A 17,611-nucleotide genomic window follows, 5' to 3' on the forward strand; every position below is an offset into this window, starting at 1 on the left:
GGCCCCCCTCAAGCCCCACCCCGCACCACGGAGGACCAGCGTGAACCTGCTGCTTGCCGAGGTGGCCCAGGCCACCCAGCGGCTGGCCGACGCCGGCGTTCCCTCACCGCGTTTCGACGCCGAGGAGCTCGCCGCGTTCGTGCACGGCGTCAAGCGGGGGGAGCTGCACAACGTCAAGGACGCGGACTTCGACGCCCGCTACTGGGAGGCCGTCGCCCGCCGCGAGGCCCGCGAGCCCCTCCAGCACATCACCGGCCGGGCCTTCTTCCGCTACCTGGAGCTCCAGGTGGGGCCCGGCGTCTTCGTGCCCCGCCCGGAGACCGAGTCGGTCGTCGGCTGGGCCATAGACGCCGTACGCGCCATGGACGTCGTCGAACCGCTCATCGTCGACCTGTGCACCGGCTCCGGGGCCATCGCCCTCGCCATGGCCCAGGAGGTGCCGCGCTCGCGCGTGCACGCCGTCGAGCTCTCCGACGACGCCCTCCGGTGGACCCGCAAGAACGCCGAGGGCTCCCGCGTCACCGTCCACCAGGGCGACGCGCTCAGCGCGCTCCCCGAGCTGGACGGCCAGGTCGACCTGGTCATCTCCAACCCGCCGTACATCCCGCTCACCGAGTGGGAGTACGTGGCGCCCGAGGCCCGCGACCACGACCCGGAGATGGCCCTCTTCTCCGGCGAGGACGGCCTCGACACCATCCGCGGCATCGAGCGCACCGCCCACCGGCTGCTGCGCCCCGGCGGCCTCGTCGTCATCGAGCACGCGGACACCCAGGGCGGGCAGGTGCCGTGGATCTTCAACGAGGAGGCCGGCTGGGCGGACGCCGCCGACCACCCCGACCTGAACAACCGGCCGCGTTTCGCGACCGCCCGCAAGGCGATGCCATGACCGCCATGACGAACCACGCGTACGAGGAGGCCGGGAACTGATGGCACGGCGATACGACTGCAACGAGGCGACCGATCGCGTGACCGGTCTGCGCGAGGCCGCGTCCGCCGTCCGCCGGGGCGAGCTGGTCGTGCTGCCCACCGACACCGTGTACGGGATCGGGGCGGACGCCTTCAGCAGCGAGGCCGTCGGGGACCTGCTGTCCGCCAAGGGCAGCGGCCGCAACATGCCCACGCCCGTGCTCATCGGCTCCCCGAACACCCTCCACGGCCTCGTGACGGACTTCTCCGAGCAGGCCTGGGAGCTCGTCGACGCCTTCTGGCCCGGCCCGCTCACGCTCGTCGCCAAGCACCAGCCGTCGCTCCAGTGGGACCTCGGCGACAGCCGGGGGACCGTCGCCATCCGGATGCCGCTGCACCCGGTCGCCATCGAACTGCTCACCGAGGTCGGCCCGATGGCCGTCACCTCGGCCAACCTCACCGGCCACCCGGCGCCGGAGGACTGCGACGCGGCGCAGGGCATGCTCGGCGACTCCGTCTCCGTCTACCTCGACGGCGGCCCGATCCCCGGCCTCGTCCCCTCGTCCATCGTCGACGTCACGGGCAAGGTGCCGGTGCTGCTGCGCGAGGGCGCGCTGTCCCCGGAGGAGCTCCGGAAGGTCGTACCCGACCTCGAGGTGGCCAGTTGACCGCCCCTGAGGGGCGTGGCATAGCGGGGTTCGACGACGACAGCAGCACCTTCCGCATCCTCCACGTCAGCACCGGCAACGTCTGCCGCTCGCCGATCACCGAGCGGCTGACCCGCCACGCCCTGAGCGACCGCCTCGGCGACCCCCTCGGCGGCGGCCTCATCGTGGAGAGCGCGGGCACGTGGGGCCACGAGGGCGCCCCCATGGAGGCCAACGCGGAACTGGTCCTCGCGGACTTCGGAGCGGACTACAGCGGCTTCGTCGGCCGCGAGCTCCTCGACGAGCACGTCATCCGCGCCGACCTCGTCCTGACGGCCACCCGCGACCACCGCGCGCAGGTCATCTCGATGGGCCACTCGGCGGGTCTGCGCACCTTCACGCTGAAGGAGTTCACCCGGCTGGTCCGCGCGATCGACCCGGCCACGCTCCCGGACCCGCGCGACGAGGGCATGGTGGAACGCGCCAGGTCCCTGGTCCGCGCGGCAGCGGCTCTACGCGGGTGGCTCCTGGCCCCGTCGGTGGACGCCGACGAGGTGAACGACCCGTACGGCGCCCCGATCACGTTCTTCCGCTCGATCGGCGACGAGATCAACCAGGCGCTGGACCCCGTGGTGACGGCCCTGACGGGTGTCAGCGCCAAGCGCTGACGGCCACGAGCGGCGCGGGAGGGGGGCGTCCGGACGAGCCGACGCGCGGGGGCGCAGGGGCGCGCCTACATTGGTTCCATGCCGGTCACCGCGCCCCCGGAAGAGGAACTCGACGTCCTGCGCCGGCAGGACCCCGAGGTCGCAGACGTGCTGCTCGGTGAGACGCGGCGGCAGGCCGACAGCCTGCAGCTGATCGCGGCCGAGAACTTCACGTCGTCGGCGGTGCTCGCCGCGCTCGGTTCGCCGCTCGCCAACAAGTACGCCGAGGGCTATCCCGGCGCCCGCCACCACGGCGGCTGCGAGTACGCCGACGCCGTCGAGCGGATCGCCGTCGAGCGGGCCACCGCGCTCTTCGGAGCCGACCACGCGAACGTACAGGCCCACTCCGGCTCCTCGGCCGTCCTGGCGGCGTACGCGGCCCTTCTCAGGCCCGGTGACACGGTTCTGGCCATGGGGCTCGGCCACGGCGGGCACCTCACGCACGGTTCGCCCGCGAACTTCTCCGGCCGCTGGTTCGACTTCGTCCCGTACGGCGTCGACGCCGAGACCGGGCTCGTCGACTACGAGCAGGTCGCCGCACTCGCCCGCCACCACCGCCCCAAGGCGATCGTCTGCGGGTCGATCTCCTATCCCCGCCACCTCGACTACGCGATCTTCCGCGAGATCGCCGACGAGGTCGGGGCGTATCTGATCGCCGACGCCGCCCATCCCATCGGCCTCGTCGCCGGGGGAGCGGCCCCCAACCCCGTGCCGTACGCCGACGTGGTCTGCGCGACCACGCACAAGGTGCTGCGCGGGCCGCGCGGCGGAATGATCCTGTGCGGTGAGGAGCTCGCGGACCGGATCGACCGGGCGGTGTTCCCGTTCACGCAGGGCGGCGCCCAGATGCACACGATCGCGGCCAAGGCGGTGGCCTTCGGCGAAGCGTCCACCCCGGCGTTCACCGCGTACGCCCATCAGGTGGTCGAACATGCCCGGGTCCTCGCCGCCGCGCTCGCCGCCGAGGGCTTCGCGCTGACCACCGGCGGCACGGACACGCATCTCATCACCGCGGACCCCGCGCCCCTCGGCGTCGACGGGCGCACCGCCCGCGCCCGGCTCGCCGCCGCCGGCATGGTCCTCGACACCTGCGCCCTGCCGCACGGGGAGAGCCGCGGGATCCGGCTCGGCACGGCCGCCGTCACCACCCAGGGCATGGGCTCCCCGGAGATGGCGAGAATTGCCGCACTGTTCACCGTCGCGTTGCGTGACGAACCCGGGGAAACGGCCCGGGTACGCGCGGAAGTACGGGAGCTGACCAGCCGATTTCCCCCGTACGGACCCTGACGGAAGGCCGGGCGCAACCGTTCCGGGGGTACGGGTGTCTCCAAGCACATGGACGGCACGGCTAGGGTGTGGGGCTGAGATGGCCAGCGATTCCTGTGGGGCAGCCCGTGCGTGATTACCTGCTGACGCTCTGTGTCACGGCCGCGGTGACCTATCTGCTCACCGGTCCGGTGCGGAAGTTCGCCATCGCGACCGGGGCGATGCCGGAGATCCGCGCCCGCGACGTACACCGAGAACCGACTCCGCGGCTCGGTGGCATCGCCATGTTCTTCGGGCTGTGCGCGGGACTGCTCGTCGCCGACCACCTGCAGAACCTGAACAGCGTCTTCGAGCAGTCCAACGAGCCCCGCGCGCTGCTCTCCGGCGCCGCGCTGATCTGGCTGATCGGCGTCCTCGACGACAAGTTCGAGCTGGACGCGCTCATCAAGCTGGGCGCGCAGATGATCTCGGCGGGCGTGATGGTGGCGCAGGGTCTGACGATCCTGTGGCTGCCGATCCCCGGTGTCGGCACGGTCGCCCTGACGCCCTGGCAGGGCACGCTCCTCACGGTCGCCCTGGTGGTCCTCACCATCAACGCCGTGAACTTCGTCGACGGCCTCGACGGTCTCGCCGCCGGCATGGTCTGCATCGCCGCCGCGGCCTTCTTCCTGTACGCGTACCGCCTCTGGTACGGCTACACGATCGAGGCGGCCGCCCCCGCGACCCTGTTCGCGGCCATCCTGATGGGCATGTGCCTGGGCTTCCTCCCGCACAACATGCACCCGGCGCGGATCTTCATGGGCGACTCGGGCTCGATGCTGATCGGCCTGATCCTCGCGGCCTCCGCCATCTCGATCACCGGCCAGGTCGACCCGGACGCGCTGAAGATCTTCGAGGGCTCGACGCGGCAGGCCACGCACGCCGCCCTGCCCGTGTTCATCCCGCTCGTGCTGCCGCTGACGATCATCGCGATCCCGATGGCCGACCTGGTCCTCGCGATCGTGCGCCGTACGTGGAAGGGCCAGTCGCCGTTCGCGGCCGACCGCGGGCACCTGCACCACCGGCTCCTGGAGATCGGGCACTCGCACAGCCGCGCGGTGCTGATCATGTACTTCTGGTCGGCGCTGATCGCCTTCGGCACGCTGGCCTACTCGGTCCACTCGACCTCGATGTGGATCGTGCTCGGGGTCGTCGCGCTGAGCGCGATCGGTCTGGTGCTGCTCCTGCTGCCGCGGTTCACGCCGCGCGCTCCCCGCTGGGCCCAGTCCGTCGTGCCGCCCCGCTACCGGCGCCGCAAGCCGGCCGTGGCGCCGGCGGAGGCGGTCGGGTCAGCCGACGCCGACGAGCCCGCGGAGTCCGCCGGGGACGGCGACGCCGCAGAGGAGGAGCGGGAACCCGTGCCCGCGGGAGTCAACGGGGCGACCGCCATCGGTCACCGCTCGCGCTTCTCCGACAGGAGTAAGGCCGGGGCGCGCGGTTGACGAATGCCCCATCGGGGGTCGTTAGCACTCAAGGTGCCCCGCTGTCGCGCACACACGCGCAGGGTCACTCTCATGTGTGACTGTTGGCACACCTTATGGGTAAAGACCTATTCAAATAGTTTGTGATACGGTTCACGAGACCCGGCGACAGTGCCGAAAGACCGTAGTGCGACGGTCTGTTGGCCCCGAGACCCACCTCGGACCGGGCTTACGCTCGTCCATGACGACACCATCGCCCCCTCCAAGAGCAAGCGGAGACACCGCCATGCCGTCGAACGACGCACGCATCCTTCTGCACACCGCCGTACCCACCGCAGCCGTCGGCGCACTCGCCACGGTCATCAGCGGGGTGGTCGCCGGTGGCAAGGGTGCGCTCGGTGCCGTCGTCGGCACCCTGGTGGTCCTTCTCTTCATGGGGATCGGGCAGCTGGTTCTCCAGCGGACGGCGAAGTCGCTTCCGCACCTCTTCCAGGCCATGGGGCTGATGCTCTACACGGCCCAGCTGCTGGTGCTCTTCATCTTTCTGGCCTTGCTCAAGAACACGACGCTGTTCGACTTCAAGGCCTTCGCCTTCACGCTTCTCGCGACGACCGTGGTGTGGGTCGCCGCACAGGCCCGGGCCTACATGAAGGCCAAGATCACGTACATCGACCCCGGAAACTCGGGGCCGAAGTCGTGAAGGGTAGGGCCGGGATAAAGCCGCGTTCGGCTTCCTGCTATCGTCCGGTGCCAACTGCGGCACTGCGGACGCGGGCATCCGAAACGGCGCCTGTCCCAGCGAGAGGCTCGATGCCGAACCGCCGCCCCCTTATCCGTAAGACCAGTCCAGTGCCGACCCGCGGCTGCGCGCCGCGCCGACACAACGAGGTTGCCGTACCTATGCGCCACGCTGAAGGAGCCCGCGGTGAGTGCTGACCAGACGCTTGCCTTCGACCCGGATTGCCACATCTTCAGTGGATGTGGCTTCCCGGCGCCGGGCCTGCACACGTTCATGTACGAGCCCATCGCCACGGTGGGGGGCATCGACATCACCAAGCCGATGCTGCTCGCCGTTCTCGGCTCCATCGTGGTCGTCGGGTTCTTCTGGGCCGCCTTCAACAAGCCCAAGCTGATCCCCGGCAAGATGCAGATGGTCGGCGAGGCCGGTTACGACTTCGTGCGCCGCGGCATCGTCTACGAGATCATCGGCAAGAAGGACGGCGAGAAGTACGTCCCCTTCATGGTGTCGCTGTTCTTCTTCGTCTGGATCATGAACCTCTGGTCGATCATTCCGCTCGCCCAGTTCCCGGTCACCTCGCTGATCGCCTTCCCGGCCGGTCTCGCGCTGATCGTGTACGTCATGTGGATCTCGCTCACCTTCAAGAAGCACGGCTTCGTGGGCGGCTGGAAGAACATCGTCGGCTACGACAAGTCCCTCGGTGCCATTCTCCCGATGGTCGTCGTCCTCGAGTTCTTCTCGAACCTCCTGATCCGGCCCTTCACGCACGCGGTGCGACTGTTCGCGAACATGTTCGCCGGTCACCTGCTGATCGTGATGTTCTCGCTGGCCACCTGGTACCTCATGAACGGCCTGGGCTTCGTCTATGCCGGCGCCTCGTTCGTGATGGTCCTCGTGATGACCGCCTTCGAGCTCTTCATCCAGGCCGTCCAGGCGTACGTCTTCGTCCTCCTGGCCTGCAGCTACGTCCAGGGCGCGCTCTCCGAGCACCACTGAGCCGTTCCGGCCCCGTAGCTCCACCCCCGAATCCATCAGTCGTCCGGTGGCCAACCCCCATCGGGTCATTGAAAGAGAAGGAAGTAACGGCATGTCCGCTGCTCTCGACATGATCAACCTCGCCGCCGAAGGTGGCAGCGCCAAGACCAACGTCGTCGGCAACGTCGCCTCGATCGGTTACGGCCTCGCCGCGATCGGCCCCGGCGTCGGCGTCGGCATCATCTTCGGTAACGGTACGCAGGCGCTCGCCCGCCAGCCCGAGGCCGCCGGTCTCATCCGTACCAACCAGATCATGGGCTTCGCCTTCTGTGAGGCGCTCGCCCTCATCGGCATCGTCATGGGCTTCGTCTACCAGTAAGCCGGACCGACTGCCCGATTCTTTTTACGGAAGGCACTGATGTGAACGCTCTGCTTCTTGCGGCAGCGGAGGAGCCTCAGCCTCCTCTGATCCCGCATCTCGACGAGCTCGTCATCGGCCTGATCGCCTTCGTCATCGTCTTCGGCTTCCTCGCCAAGAAGCTCCTCCCGAACATCAACAAGGTTCTGGAGCAGCGTCGCGAGGCCATCGAGGGTGGCATCGAGAAGGCCGAGTCGGCCCAGATCGAGGCTCAGAGTGTGCTGGAGCAGTACAAGGCCCAGCTCGCCGAGGCCCGCCACGAGGCCGCGCGTCTTCGCCAGGAGGCGACGGAGCAGGGCACCGCGATCATCCAGGAGATGAAGGCGGAAGGCCAGCGCCAGCGCGAGGAGATCATCGCGGCCGGCCACACGCAGATCGAGGCCGACCGCAAGGCCGCGTCCGCGTCGCTGCGCCAGGACGTGGGCAAGCTCGCCACCGACCTGGCCGGCAAGCTGGTCGGCGAGTCCCTCGAGGACACCGCCCGCCAGAGCCGCACCATCGACCGCTTCCTCGACGAGCTCGAGGAGAAGGCCGAGGCTGTCCGATGAACGGAGCGAGCCGCGAGGCACTGTCCGCCGCCCGTGAGTCCCTCGACGCGCTGACCGACAACACGCCGGTCGACGCGACGAAGCTCGCGGACGAGCTGGCCGCCGTCACCGTGCTGCTCGACCGCGAGGTGTCGCTGCGCCGGGTCCTGACCGACCCCGCTCAGTCGGGTGAGGCCAAGGCCGAGCTCGCGCAGCGACTCCTGCGCGGACAGGTGGGCGGCGAGACCGTCGACCTGATCTCGGGCATGGTCCGTTCCCGCTGGTCGCGCTCGCGTGACCTGGTCGACGCGGCCGAGGAGCTGGCGAACACCGCCGACCTCACCGCGGCGCAGAAGGCGGGCGCCCTCGACAACGTCGAGGACGAGCTGTTCCGGTTCGGCCGGATCGTGTCCTCCAGCACCGAGCTCCGCTCGGCGCTGACGGACAAGGCCGCCACGGCCACCGCCAAGGGCACGCTGCTGCGTGACCTGCTCGGCGGCAAGGCCCACGCGACCACCGAGCGTCTGGTCGTCCGTCTGGTGACCCAGCCCCGGGGACGTAGCCTGGAAGCGGGACTCGAGTCCCTGTCCAAGCTCGCCGCGGCGCGCCGGGACCGGATGGTCGCCGTCGTCACCTCGGCGGTGCCGCTGTCGGACCGGCAGAAGCAGCGCCTCGGTGCCGTACTGGCGAAGCTGTACGGCCGCGAGATGCACCTGAACCTGGACGTGGACCCCGCGGTCCTCGGCGGTATCACGGTGCGCGTCGGCGACGAGGTCATCGACGGATCCATCGCGGAGCGCCTCGGCGAGGCGACCCGTCGACTGGCCGGCTGACGGCAGCGACCACAGCAGCACCAAGCAACACAGCATCACCAGCGGCCCGGTTGGGCCGTGCAGAGATTGCAGAAGATTCCTGGGGGTCGGCCCCCAGACCCCTTAAGAAACTTCGGGCCCAACAAGGAGAGCAGGGAACCCAGATGGCGGAGCTCACGATCCGGCCGGAGGAGATCCGGGACGCACTGGAGAACTTCGTCCAGTCGTACCAGCCGGACGCGGCCTCGCGCGAGGAGGTCGGCACGGTCAGCCTGGCCGGTGACGGTATCGCGAAGGTCGAGGGTCTTCCCTCGGCCATGGCGAACGAGCTGCTGAAGTTCGAGGACGGGACCCTCGGTCTCGCGCTGAACCTCGAAGAGCGCGAGATCGGTGCGATCGTCCTCGGCGAGTTCAGCGGTATCGAGGAGGGACAGTCGGTGCAGCGCACCGGCGAGGTCCTCTCCGTCGGTGTCGGTGAGGGATACCTGGGTCGCGTCGTCGACCCGCTCGGCAACCCGATCGACGGTCTCGGCGAGATCGCGACCGAGGGCCGCCGCGCCCTCGAGCTGCAGGCCCCGGGCGTTATGGCCCGTAAGTCGGTGCACGAGCCGATGGAGACCGGCTACAAGGCCGTCGACGCCATGACGCCGGTCGGCCGTGGTCAGCGTCAGCTGATCATCGGTGACCGTCAGACCGGCAAGACCGCGCTGTGCATCGACACGATCATCAACCAGCGCGACAACTGGCGCTCGGGCGACGTGAACAAGCAGGTCCGCTGCATCTACGTCGCCGTCGGCCAGAAGGGCTCGACCATCGCGTCCGTTCGCGGCGCCCTGGAAGAGGCCGGTGCGCTCGAGTACACGACGATCGTCGCGGCCCCGGCGTCCGACCCGGCCGGCTTCAAGTACCTGGCGCCGTACACCGGTTCCGCCATCGGTCAGCACTGGATGTACCAGGGCAAGCACGTCCTGATCGTCTTCGACGACCTGTCGAAGCAGGCCGACGCCTACCGCGCCGTGTCGCTTCTGCTGCGCCGCCCGCCGGGCCGTGAGGCCTACCCGGGTGACGTCTTCTACCTGCACTCCCGTCTCCTCGAGCGCTGCGCGAAGCTCTCGGACGAGCTCGGCGCGGGTTCGATGACCGGTCTGCCGATCGTCGAGACGAAGGCCAACGACGTCTCGGCGTTCATCCCGACCAACGTCATCTCCATCACCGACGGCCAGTGCTTCCTGGAGTCCGACCTGTTCAACGCCGGCCAGCGCCCGGCCCTGAACGTCGGTATCTCGGTCTCCCGAGTCGGTGGCTCCGCCCAGCACCCGGCCATGAAGCAGATCGCCGGCCGCCTCCGCGTGGACCTGGCCCAGTTCCGTGAGCTGGAGGCCTTCGCGGCCTTCGGTTCCGACCTGGACTCTGCCTCGAAGGCGCAGCTGGAGCGTGGTCAGCGCATGGTCGAGCTGCTCAAGCAGGCTCAGTACCAGCCGATGCCCACCGAGAACCAGGTCGTCTCCGTCTGGGCCGGCACCACCGGCAAGATGGACGACGTCCCGGTCGCCGACATCCGTCGCTTCGAGGCCGAGCTCCTGGCGTACCTGCGCCAGAGCCACTCCGGCCTGATGACCTCCATCCGCGAGGGCAAGAAGATGTCGAACGACACCCTCACGGCCGTCGCCGACGCCATCGCGGAGTTCAAGCAGCAGTTCGAGACGTCTGACGGCAAGCTGCTCGGCGCGGACGCCCCTGCCGCCGTCAACGTCTCGAAGTGACGACGGAAGGGACCTGACTCATGGGAGCGCAGCTCCGGGTCTACAAGCGTCGCATCAAATCCGTCACCGCGACGAAGAAGATCACCAAGGCGATGGAGATGATCGCCGCCTCGCGTGTCGTCAAGGCGCAGCGCAAGGTGCAGGCGTCGACTCCGTACGCGACCGAGCTCACGCGCGCGGTCACGGCGGTGGCCACGGGTGCGAACGACAAGCACCCGCTGACCACCGAGGCGGAGAACCCGAGCCGTGCCGCGGTCCTGCTCCTCTCGAGCGACCGTGGTCTGGCCGGTGCCTTCAACTCCAACGCCATCAAGGCGGCGGAGAAGCTCATCAAGCAGCTGGAGGGCGAGGGCCGCGCGGTCGACGTCTACGTCGTCGGTCGCCGCGGTGTCGCGCACTTCAACTTCCGTGAGCGGAAGCTGAGCGACACGTGGACCGGCTTCACGGACGAGCCCACGTACGCGGACGCCAAGAAGATCGCGGCACCGCTGATCGAGGCGATCGAGAAGGACACGGCCGAGGGTGGTGTGGACGAGCTCCACATCGTCTACACCGAGTTCGTCTCGATGATGACCCAGACGGCGGTCGAGGCCCGGCTGCTGCCCCTCAGCCTCGACGAGGTGGCGAAGGAGGCCGGCGAGCCGGACACCCTCCGTCCGCTGTACGACTTCGAGCCGTCGGCGGAGGACGTCCTCGACGCCCTTCTGCCGCGCTACGTCGAGAGCCGGATCTACAACGCGCTGCTCCAGTCGGCTGCTTCCAAGCACGCCGCCACGCGCCGCGCGATGAAGTCGGCGACCGACAACGCGGGAGACTTGATCAACAACCTCTCCCGACTTGCCAACGCGGCCCGCCAGGCCGAAATCACCCAGGAAATCAGCGAGATCGTCGGTGGCACCGCAGCCCTGGCCGACGCGACCGCGGGGAGTGACAAGTAATGACGACCACTGTTGAGACGGCCGCCGCCACGGGCCGCGTCGCCCGGGTCATCGGCCCGGTCGTCGACGTGGAGTTCCCCGTCGACGCGATGCCGGAGATCTACAACGCCCTGCACGTCCAGGTCGCCGACCCGGCCGAGGAGGGCGCGCTCAAGACGCTGACCCTCGAGGTCGCGCAGCACCTCGGTGACGGCATCGTCCGTACGATCTCGATGCAGCCCACCGACGGTCTGGTCCGCCAGGCCCCCGTGGTCGACACCGGCGACGGCATCACGGTGCCCGTCGGCGACGTCACCAAGGGTCGCGTGTTCAACACGCTGGGCCAGATCCTGAACGAGCCCGAGGCCGAGTCCGAGGTCGGCGAGCGCTGGTCCATCCACCGCAAGGCCCCGGCGTTCGCGGACCTCGAGTCGAAGACCGAGATGTTCGAGACCGGCCTCAAGGTCGTCGACCTTCTCACCCCGTACGTCAAGGGTGGAAAGATCGGTCTGTTCGGTGGTGCCGGTGTCGGCAAGACCGTTCTGATCCAGGAAATGATCATGCGTGTGGCCAAGCTGCACGAGGGCGTTTCCGTCTTCGCCGGCGTCGGCGAGCGCACCCGTGAGGGCAACGACCTCATCGCGGAAATGGAAGAGTCCGGCGTTCTGGACAAGACCGCGCTGGTCTTCGGCCAGATGGACGAGCCCCCGGGCACCCGTCTCCGCGTCGCCCTCGCCGGTCTGACCATGGCGGAGTACTTCCGCGATGTGCAGAAGCAGGACGTGCTGTTCTTCATCGACAACATCTTCCGCTTCACGCAGGCCGGTTCCGAGGTCTCGACCCTGCTCGGCCGTATGCCCTCCGCGGTGGGTTACCAGCCGAACCTGGCCGACGAGATGGGTCTCCTCCAGGAGCGCATCACCTCGACCCGTGGTCACTCGATCACCTCGATGCAGGCGATCTACGTCCCCGCCGACGACCTCACGGACCCGGCGCCGGCGACCACCTTCGCCCACCTCGACGCGACGACGGTTCTCTCCCGTCCGATCTCCGAGAAGGGCATCTACCCGGCCGTGGACCCGCTGGACTCCACGTCCCGGATCCTGGACCCGCGCTACATCGCGCAGGACCACTACGACGCCGCCACGCGCGTCAAGGGAATCCTGCAGAAGTACAAGGACCTCCAGGACATCATCGCGATCCTCGGTATCGACGAGCTGAGCGAGGAGGACAAGATCACTGTCCACCGCGCCCGCCGTGTCGAGCGATTCCTGTCCCAGAACACCCACGCGGCGAAGCAGTTCACCGGTGTGGACGGTTCGGACGTTCCGCTCGACGAGTCGATCGCCGCGTTCAACGCGATCTGCGACGGTGAGTTCGACCACTTCCCGGAGCAGGCGTTCTTCATGTGCGGTGGCCTTGAGGACCTCAAGAACAACGCCAAGGAGCTCGGCGTCTCCTGAGCCCCGTGCTCACTGAGGGGGACGGGATCCGTCCCGTCCCCCTCTCCACGCCCCCTAGAATTGACCCCAACACCCGGCACGACCGCCGGGTGGTGACCCGAGGAGCCACCCTTGGCTGCTGAGCTGCACGTCGAGCTGGTCGCCGCGGACCGGAGTGTCTGGTCCGGCGAGGCCACCCTGGTCATCGCGCGTACCACCTCCGGCGACATCGGCGTCATGCCCGGCCACCAGCCGCTGCTCGGTGTGCTGGAGTCGGGCCCGGTGACCATCCGTACGAGCGAGGGCGCGACTGTGATCGCCGCCGTCCACGGAGGATTCATCTCGTTCGCCGACGACAAGCTGTCTCTGCTCGCGGAGATCTGCGAGCTGGCGGACGAGATCGACGCCCAGCGCGCCGAGCGCGCGCTGGAGCGTGCGAAGACGGACTCCGACGCCGCCGCCGAGCGGCGCGCCGAGGTCCGGCTGCGCGCGGTATCGGTCCGCTAGCGGACCGCGCCGAGCAGGAGTGCCCTCAGCCGCGGCACGATCCGGAATTTTCCGGACCGTGTCGCGGCTGAGGCGATGCAGATGCAGGTTGTATTCGGTTCTGCCGGCCGTGCCGGCTACGGGACGCAGCGAGGAGGTCGGTGAAGATGTTCCTCGCTCTGCTCGTGTGCGGCCTGGTCGTCGCACTGGTGGTGATCGGGCTCTTCGTCTTCGGCTTGCGCCGGAGACTGATCCAGCGCGCCGGCGGCACCTTCGACTGTTCGCTGCGCTGGGACATCCCCGACGAGCCGGATCCGACCGGCAAGGGCTGGGTGTACGGCGTCGCCCGCTACAGCGGTGACGAGATCGCCTGGTTCCGTGTCTTCTCGTACGCGCCCCGCCCGCGCCGGATCCTGGAGCGCTCGTCCATCGTGGCCCTGGAGCGCCGGATGCCGGAGGGCGAGGAGGAGCTCGCGCTGCTCTCCGACGCCGTGATCCAGCCCTGTATGTACGAGGGCGTCCGCCTGGAGCTCGCGATGAGCGAGGACGCCCGGACGGGTTTCATGGCCTGGCTGGAGGCGGCGCCTCCCGGCCAGAGAGTCAATGTCGCGTAGGGCATGAAGAAGCGGGGACGGCGTGCTGCGCCGTCCCCGCTTCTCGTTCTCGCTAGTTCAGGCCGGTGTTGATCGCGCCGACCAGCTCGCCGTTGCTGGTGTCACCGCTGAACTCCCAGAAGAACGCTCCGCCGAGGCCCTGGTTCTTGGCCCAGCTCATCTTCGAGTTCACGGTGGCGGGGGTGTCGTAGCTCCACCAGTTGGTGCCGCACTTGGCGTATGCCGTGCCCGCGACGGTGCCGGTGGCCGGGCAGGAGTTCTTGAGGACCTTGTAGTCCTCGATGCCCTGCTCGTAGGTGCCCGGCGCGGGGCCGGTCGCCGTGCCGCCGGGGGCGTCCTGGGTGACGCCGGTCCAGCCGCGGCCGTAGAAGCCGATGCCGAGCAGCAGCTTGTTGGCGGGGACGCCCTTCGCCTTGAACTTGGCGATCGCCTCGGCGGAGTTGAAGCCCGCCTGCGGGATGCCGGCGTACGAGGTGAGCGGGGAGTGCGGGGCCGTCGGGCCCTGCGCCGCCCAGGCGCCGAAGAAGTCGTACGTCATGACGTTGAACCAGTTCATGTACTGCGCGGCGCCCGCGTAGTCGGCGGCGTCGATCTTGCCTCCGGTGGAGGCGTCGGCCGTGACGGCCGCGGTGACCAGGTTGTTGGCGCCGAACTTGGCGCGCATGGCCTGCATCATGTTCTTGAAGGAGGCCGCGCCGCTGGTGTCGCAGGACAGACCGCAGGCGTTCGGGTACTCCCAGTCCAGGTCGATGCCGTCGAAGACGTCGGCCCAGCGCGGGTCCTCGACCAGGTCGTAGCAGGACTGGGCGAAGGCGGTCGGGTTCTGCACGGCCTGGCCGAAGCCGCCGGACCAGGTCCAGCCGCCGAAGGACCAGAGGATCTTGATGTTCGGGTAGGCCTTCTTCAGCTTGCGGAGCTGGTTGAAGTTGCCGCGCAGCGGCTGGTCCCAGGTGTCGGCGACGCCGTCGACGGACTGGTCGGCGGTGTAGGCCTTGTCGTAGTCGGCGTACGCGTCACCGATGGTGCACTTGCCGCCGGTGACGTTGCCGAAGGCGTAGTTGATGTGGGTGATCTTGGACGCGGAGCCCGAGGTCACGATGTTCTTCACGTGGTAGTTGCGACCGTAGACGCCCCAGTTGGTGAAGTAGCCCATCTTCACGGCGTTCGGGAGGGGCTGGCCGCCGCCTCCGCCGGTGGTGCGGACGGCGACCGGTCCGGCGGCGGGGCCGGTCTGGTCGATCGTGTCGCGGGCGACGACGGTGTACGAGTAGTCGGTGCCGGCGGTGAGGCCGGTGTCCGTGAAGGTGAGGGCGGTGGTGGTGGTCACCTTCGTGCCGTCGCGCAGGACGTCGTAGTTCTTGACGCCCTTGTCGTCGGTGGCGGCGGTCCAGGTGAGCTTCGCCGAGGTGTCGGTGATGTTCGAGGCGACCGGGGTGCCGGGGGCCGAGGGCGGGTTGTCGCCCGGCACGTTGGTCCCGTCACAGGGAGCGCCGTTGATCTTACAGCCGGTGGGCGCGCCGGGGCCGGAGCCGTTGTAGCCGAAGGAGACGGAGGCGCCGGGGGCGAGGGTGCCGTTCCAGCCGACGTTCTTGGCGGTCCAGTGGGTGCCGGAGCTGGTGACGGTGGCGTCCCAGGCGGAGGTGACGGCGGTACCGGAGGGGTAGTCCCACTCGACGGTCCAGGAGCTGATGGAGGTGGTGCCGGTGTTCTTGATGGTCCAGTTGGCGCCGAAGCCGGTGCCCCAGTCCTGGGTCTTGGTGTAGGTCGCGGTGGCCGAGGTGGCGGCTTCGGCGGGGGAGGCGAGGCCGACCATGGCGGCCAGCGGCAGGATCAGGGCGGTCAGTCCGGCGGCGGTCCGGTGTCTGAACCCTGCTCTGCGCGTCGGTGCTTGAGTGCTCAACGGTGCTCCTCAAGTTGCGGACGGACAAGGTGGGGGTGGTCCGTGGAGATGCGCGCGCCCCGCGAGCGTAGGAAGGTCTGGACCAATCGTCAAGAGGTCCAGACCATCGTCGGCAAAGTTCTTCTAAACCCCCAACTCCTGTGCCAGCACGGCCGCTTGGACCCTGCTCCGCAGCTCCAGCTTCCCCAGCACCTTGCTGACGTGTGTCTTCACCGTCGCCTCCGCCATCTCCAGGCGTACCGCGATCTCCGCGTTCGACAGGCCCAGGCCGAGCGCCGACAGCACCTCCCGCTCGCGGGGCGTCAGCCGGTCCAGTACGGCCGACTCGGCGGCCGGGCGGTCCGGACGGCTCGGGGCCGCGAACTCCGCGATCAGCCGCCGCGTCACCGCCGGGGCTATCAGTCCCTCCCCGCGCCCCACCGTCCGTACCGCCGTGATCAGGTCCTTCGCATCCGTGTCCTTCAGCAGGAAGCCCGAGGCCCCGGCCCGCAGCGCCCCGAAGACGTACTCGTCCAGGTCGAACGTCGTCAGGACGAGCACGTCGGCGAGCCCCTCCGACACCACCAGACGGGTCGCCGTCACCCCGTCCATCCGGGGCATCTGCACATCCATCAGGACGAGGTCCGGGCGCAGTTCGCGCGCCAGTTCCACCGCCCGCTCGCCGTCCCCGGCCTCGCCCACCACCTCGATGTCCGGCGCGCTGCCCAGGATCAGTACGAGCCCCGCCCGCACCGCCGACTGGTCCTCGGCCACGACCACCCGGATCGTCATGCGTTCCCCGCCTTCTCGTCCGCGGGCAGCACCGCCCGCACCTGCCAGACCGCTCCCGCGGCCGCGGCCATGAACTCCCCGCCGAGCAGCTCCGCGCGCTCCCGCATCCCGACCAGACCCGAGCCCGTCCCGGGCGCCGACGGCCCCGGCCGCCTCCCGCACGGCGAGTCGACGGCCACGGTCAGGGCCCCTTCGCCGAGACCGACCCGTACGGTGACCGTACCGGGCGAGGCGTGCTTGACCGCGTTGGTCAGCGACTCCTGCACGATCCGGTACGCGGCCAGCTCCACCGGCGCCGGCAGGGCGGCTCCGTCCGGGGGACGGGTGTCCTCCAGGACGAACTCCAGCCCGCCGGACGAGCCGTTCGTGCGGGCCCGGTCGACCAGACCGTCCAGCGCGTCGAGGCTCGGCACCGCTCCCGGTTCCGCGTCGCCGCTGCTGTCCCGGAGCAGCCCGATGAGCCGCCGCATCTCGGTGAGGCCCGCCACGCTGTTCTCCCGGATCACCGTCAGGGCCTGCCGGGTGGTGGCCGGTTCGTCGAGGGAGAGCGCGGCCGTGGAGTGGATCGCGATCGCCGAGAGGTGGTTGGCCACCATGTCGTGCAGCTCGCGCGCCATCCGGGCGCGCTCGGCCACCACCGCCTGCGCCCGGTCCATCTCGGCGAGCAGCGCGGTCTGTTCCGCCCGCAGCCGGGCGGCGTCCGCCGCCTCACGGTGGTTGCGGACGACGGCGCCGGTGATGGCCGGGAGGAAGGAGATCATGCCGGTGAGCACGCCGATGAGGAGCCCGTACGCGTTCTGCCACCAGATGAGGAAGACCGCGGTCACCGCGACGGTGATGAGACCGGTCGTGTACGGGATGCGGCGCGCGGAGGCGGGCGGGCCGTACACGACGGCCGCGTAGGCCACGTCCGTGAACATCAGGACCGTCGCCAGGTTCCCGTTGGTGAACTGGTCGGCGACGATCGCGAGGGTGCCCACGACCAGGGCGGTCCGGGGGGCGGTGCGGCGTACGGCCTCCGCCCCGGCCATCACGGCCAGCGGGATCAGGGTCGCCCAGCGCTGCCCGAAGACGTGGTCCCCCGTCACGTACAGCCCGAACCACCACAGGATCAGGCCGCCGACGAGGCCGGTGGCGGCGATGAACAGGTCGGTGCGGTGCGGGCGGGGGAGCGTCACGTCATCATCCAACACGCCCCCGCGCGCGCGGACCTCCTCGTCCGGGCCGATCGCGCGCCCGCCCGACTCCGTCGAAGGATGTA

Annotated in this window: 18 protein-coding genes; 15 read left to right on the forward strand and 3 right to left on the reverse strand. The window is 69.3% G+C overall.

The annotated features are described in order from the left end of the window. Positions 1 to 40: 40 nt before the first annotated feature. From prmC to ACN9MM_RS26770, 15 genes are all read left to right on the forward strand, one after another. The gene (gene prmC, locus ACN9MM_RS26700) at positions 41 to 886 is read left to right on the forward strand and encodes a peptide chain release factor N(5)-glutamine methyltransferase (RefSeq protein WP_382868066.1); all 846 of its coding nucleotides are present in this window, start codon (positions 41 to 43) and stop codon (positions 884 to 886) included. A 40-nt stretch (positions 887 to 926) separates the two neighbouring features. Next, on the forward strand, positions 927 to 1,574 hold the full coding sequence (locus ACN9MM_RS26705) for an L-threonylcarbamoyladenylate synthase (RefSeq protein WP_382868067.1): 648 nt from the start codon (positions 927 to 929) through the stop codon (positions 1,572 to 1,574). Then, the gene (locus tag ACN9MM_RS26710; protein WP_426366154.1) at positions 1,571 to 2,221 is read left to right on the forward strand and encodes a protein-tyrosine-phosphatase; all 651 of its coding nucleotides are present in this window, start codon (positions 1,571 to 1,573) and stop codon (positions 2,219 to 2,221) included. Before ACN9MM_RS26705 ends, ACN9MM_RS26710 begins: the two co-directional genes overlap by 4 nt. A 78-nt stretch (positions 2,222 to 2,299) precedes the next feature. Then, a complete protein-coding gene (gene glyA, locus ACN9MM_RS26715; protein WP_426366156.1) occupies positions 2,300 to 3,547 on the forward strand; it encodes a serine hydroxymethyltransferase in 1,248 nt (415 codons plus the stop codon). Between the two features lie 107 nt (positions 3,548 to 3,654). Further along, positions 3,655 to 5,007 (forward strand): MraY family glycosyltransferase, encoded by a 1,353-nt coding sequence (locus tag ACN9MM_RS26720; RefSeq protein WP_426366157.1) that lies wholly within the window; start codon positions 3,655 to 3,657, stop codon positions 5,005 to 5,007. Between the two features lie 265 nt (positions 5,008 to 5,272). Continuing rightward, entirely contained in the window at positions 5,273 to 5,686 is a 414-nt protein-coding gene (locus ACN9MM_RS26725) for a hypothetical protein (RefSeq protein WP_382868071.1), read from the forward strand. A gap of 225 nt (positions 5,687 to 5,911) precedes the next feature. Then, positions 5,912 to 6,721, forward strand: a complete 810-nt coding sequence (gene atpB / locus ACN9MM_RS26730) for a F0F1 ATP synthase subunit A (protein WP_189799855.1) — start codon at positions 5,912 to 5,914, stop codon at positions 6,719 to 6,721. 91 nt (positions 6,722 to 6,812) lie between these two features. Next, complete coding sequence (gene atpE / locus ACN9MM_RS26735) at positions 6,813 to 7,079, forward strand: ATP synthase F0 subunit C (protein WP_024761915.1); 267 nt, start codon at positions 6,813 to 6,815, stop codon at positions 7,077 to 7,079. A 41-nt stretch (positions 7,080 to 7,120) separates the two neighbouring features. Next, positions 7,121 to 7,666 carry a F0F1 ATP synthase subunit B gene (locus ACN9MM_RS26740; RefSeq protein ID WP_073808580.1) on the forward strand — a complete coding sequence of 182 codons (546 nt, stop codon included), beginning with the start codon at positions 7,121 to 7,123 and terminating at the stop codon, positions 7,664 to 7,666. Continuing rightward, entirely contained in the window at positions 7,663 to 8,478 is an 816-nt protein-coding gene (locus ACN9MM_RS26745; RefSeq protein ID WP_426366158.1) for a F0F1 ATP synthase subunit delta, read from the forward strand. The genes ACN9MM_RS26740 and ACN9MM_RS26745 overlap by 4 nt, the downstream gene beginning before the upstream one ends. A gap of 143 nt (positions 8,479 to 8,621) precedes the next feature. Further along, a complete protein-coding gene (gene atpA / locus ACN9MM_RS26750) occupies positions 8,622 to 10,220 on the forward strand; it encodes a F0F1 ATP synthase subunit alpha (protein WP_426366160.1) in 1,599 nt (532 codons plus the stop codon). A gap of 20 nt (positions 10,221 to 10,240) precedes the next feature. Beyond that, complete coding sequence (locus tag ACN9MM_RS26755; RefSeq protein ID WP_426366161.1) at positions 10,241 to 11,158, forward strand: F0F1 ATP synthase subunit gamma; 918 nt, start codon at positions 10,241 to 10,243, stop codon at positions 11,156 to 11,158. Continuing rightward, on the forward strand, positions 11,158 to 12,600 hold the full coding sequence (atpD, locus tag ACN9MM_RS26760) for a F0F1 ATP synthase subunit beta (RefSeq protein ID WP_376589623.1): 1,443 nt from the start codon (positions 11,158 to 11,160) through the stop codon (positions 12,598 to 12,600). The genes ACN9MM_RS26755 and atpD overlap by 1 nt, the downstream gene beginning before the upstream one ends. 111 nt (positions 12,601 to 12,711) lie before the next feature. Next, entirely contained in the window at positions 12,712 to 13,086 is a 375-nt protein-coding gene (locus tag ACN9MM_RS26765; RefSeq protein ID WP_382868075.1) for a F0F1 ATP synthase subunit epsilon, read from the forward strand. A 146-nt stretch (positions 13,087 to 13,232) separates the two neighbouring features. Then, positions 13,233 to 13,679 carry a DUF2550 domain-containing protein gene (locus ACN9MM_RS26770; protein ID WP_351183838.1) on the forward strand — a complete coding sequence of 149 codons (447 nt, stop codon included), beginning with the start codon at positions 13,233 to 13,235 and terminating at the stop codon, positions 13,677 to 13,679. A gap of 52 nt (positions 13,680 to 13,731) precedes the next feature. Here the strand turns inward: ACN9MM_RS26770 and ACN9MM_RS26775 are convergent, their stop codons facing one another. The 3 genes from ACN9MM_RS26775 to ACN9MM_RS26785 all read right to left on the reverse strand — a co-directional run bounded on the left by ACN9MM_RS26775 (position 13,732) and on the right by ACN9MM_RS26785 (position 17,528). Next, positions 13,732 to 15,492: a glycosyl hydrolase family 18 protein gene (locus tag ACN9MM_RS26775; protein ID WP_426368835.1), complete on the reverse strand. Its 1,761-nt coding sequence runs from the start codon at positions 15,490 to 15,492 to the stop codon at positions 13,732 to 13,734. Between the two features lie 210 nt (positions 15,493 to 15,702). Beyond that, entirely contained in the window at positions 15,703 to 16,350 is a 648-nt protein-coding gene (locus ACN9MM_RS26780; protein ID WP_426366162.1) for a response regulator, read from the reverse strand. Further along, positions 16,347 to 17,528 carry a sensor histidine kinase gene (locus tag ACN9MM_RS26785; RefSeq protein ID WP_426366164.1) on the reverse strand — a complete coding sequence of 394 codons (1,182 nt, stop codon included), beginning with the start codon at positions 17,526 to 17,528 and terminating at the stop codon, positions 16,347 to 16,349. Before ACN9MM_RS26785 ends, ACN9MM_RS26780 begins: the two co-directional genes overlap by 4 nt. Between the last annotated feature and the right edge of the window lie 83 nt (positions 17,529 to 17,611).

Origin of the sequence: Streptomyces sp. E-08, assembly GCF_049913095.1 — a bacterium.
In the GTDB taxonomy this organism is placed as follows: Bacteria; Actinomycetota; Actinomycetes; order Streptomycetales; family Streptomycetaceae; genus Streptomyces.

Bases quoted from the DNA above. Each gene is read 5' to 3' on its own strand.
- atpE (WP_024761915.1), top strand. From the start codon at position 6,813: ATGTCCGCTGCTCTCGACATGATCAACCTCGCCGCCGAAGGTGGCAGC.
- ACN9MM_RS26780 (WP_426366162.1), bottom strand. From the start codon at position 16,350: ATGACGATCCGGGTGGTCGTGGCCGAGGACCAGTCGGCGGTGCGGGCG.
- ACN9MM_RS26705 (WP_382868067.1), top strand. From the start codon at position 927: ATGGCACGGCGATACGACTGCAACGAGGCGACCGATCGCGTGACCGGT.
- ACN9MM_RS26755 (WP_426366161.1), top strand. From the start codon at position 10,241: ATGGGAGCGCAGCTCCGGGTCTACAAGCGTCGCATCAAATCCGTCACC.
- ACN9MM_RS26775 (WP_426368835.1), bottom strand. From the start codon at position 15,492: ATGGTCGGCCTCGCCTCCCCCGCCGAAGCCGCCACCTCGGCCACCGCG.
- glyA (WP_426366156.1), top strand. From the start codon at position 2,300: ATGCCGGTCACCGCGCCCCCGGAAGAGGAACTCGACGTCCTGCGCCGG.
- ACN9MM_RS26725 (WP_382868071.1), top strand. From the start codon at position 5,273: ATGCCGTCGAACGACGCACGCATCCTTCTGCACACCGCCGTACCCACC.
- atpA (WP_426366160.1), top strand. From the start codon at position 8,622: ATGGCGGAGCTCACGATCCGGCCGGAGGAGATCCGGGACGCACTGGAG.
- atpD (WP_376589623.1), top strand. From the start codon at position 11,158: ATGACGACCACTGTTGAGACGGCCGCCGCCACGGGCCGCGTCGCCCGG.
- ACN9MM_RS26745 (WP_426366158.1), top strand. From the start codon at position 7,663: ATGAACGGAGCGAGCCGCGAGGCACTGTCCGCCGCCCGTGAGTCCCTC.
- ACN9MM_RS26770 (WP_351183838.1), top strand. From the start codon at position 13,233: ATGTTCCTCGCTCTGCTCGTGTGCGGCCTGGTCGTCGCACTGGTGGTG.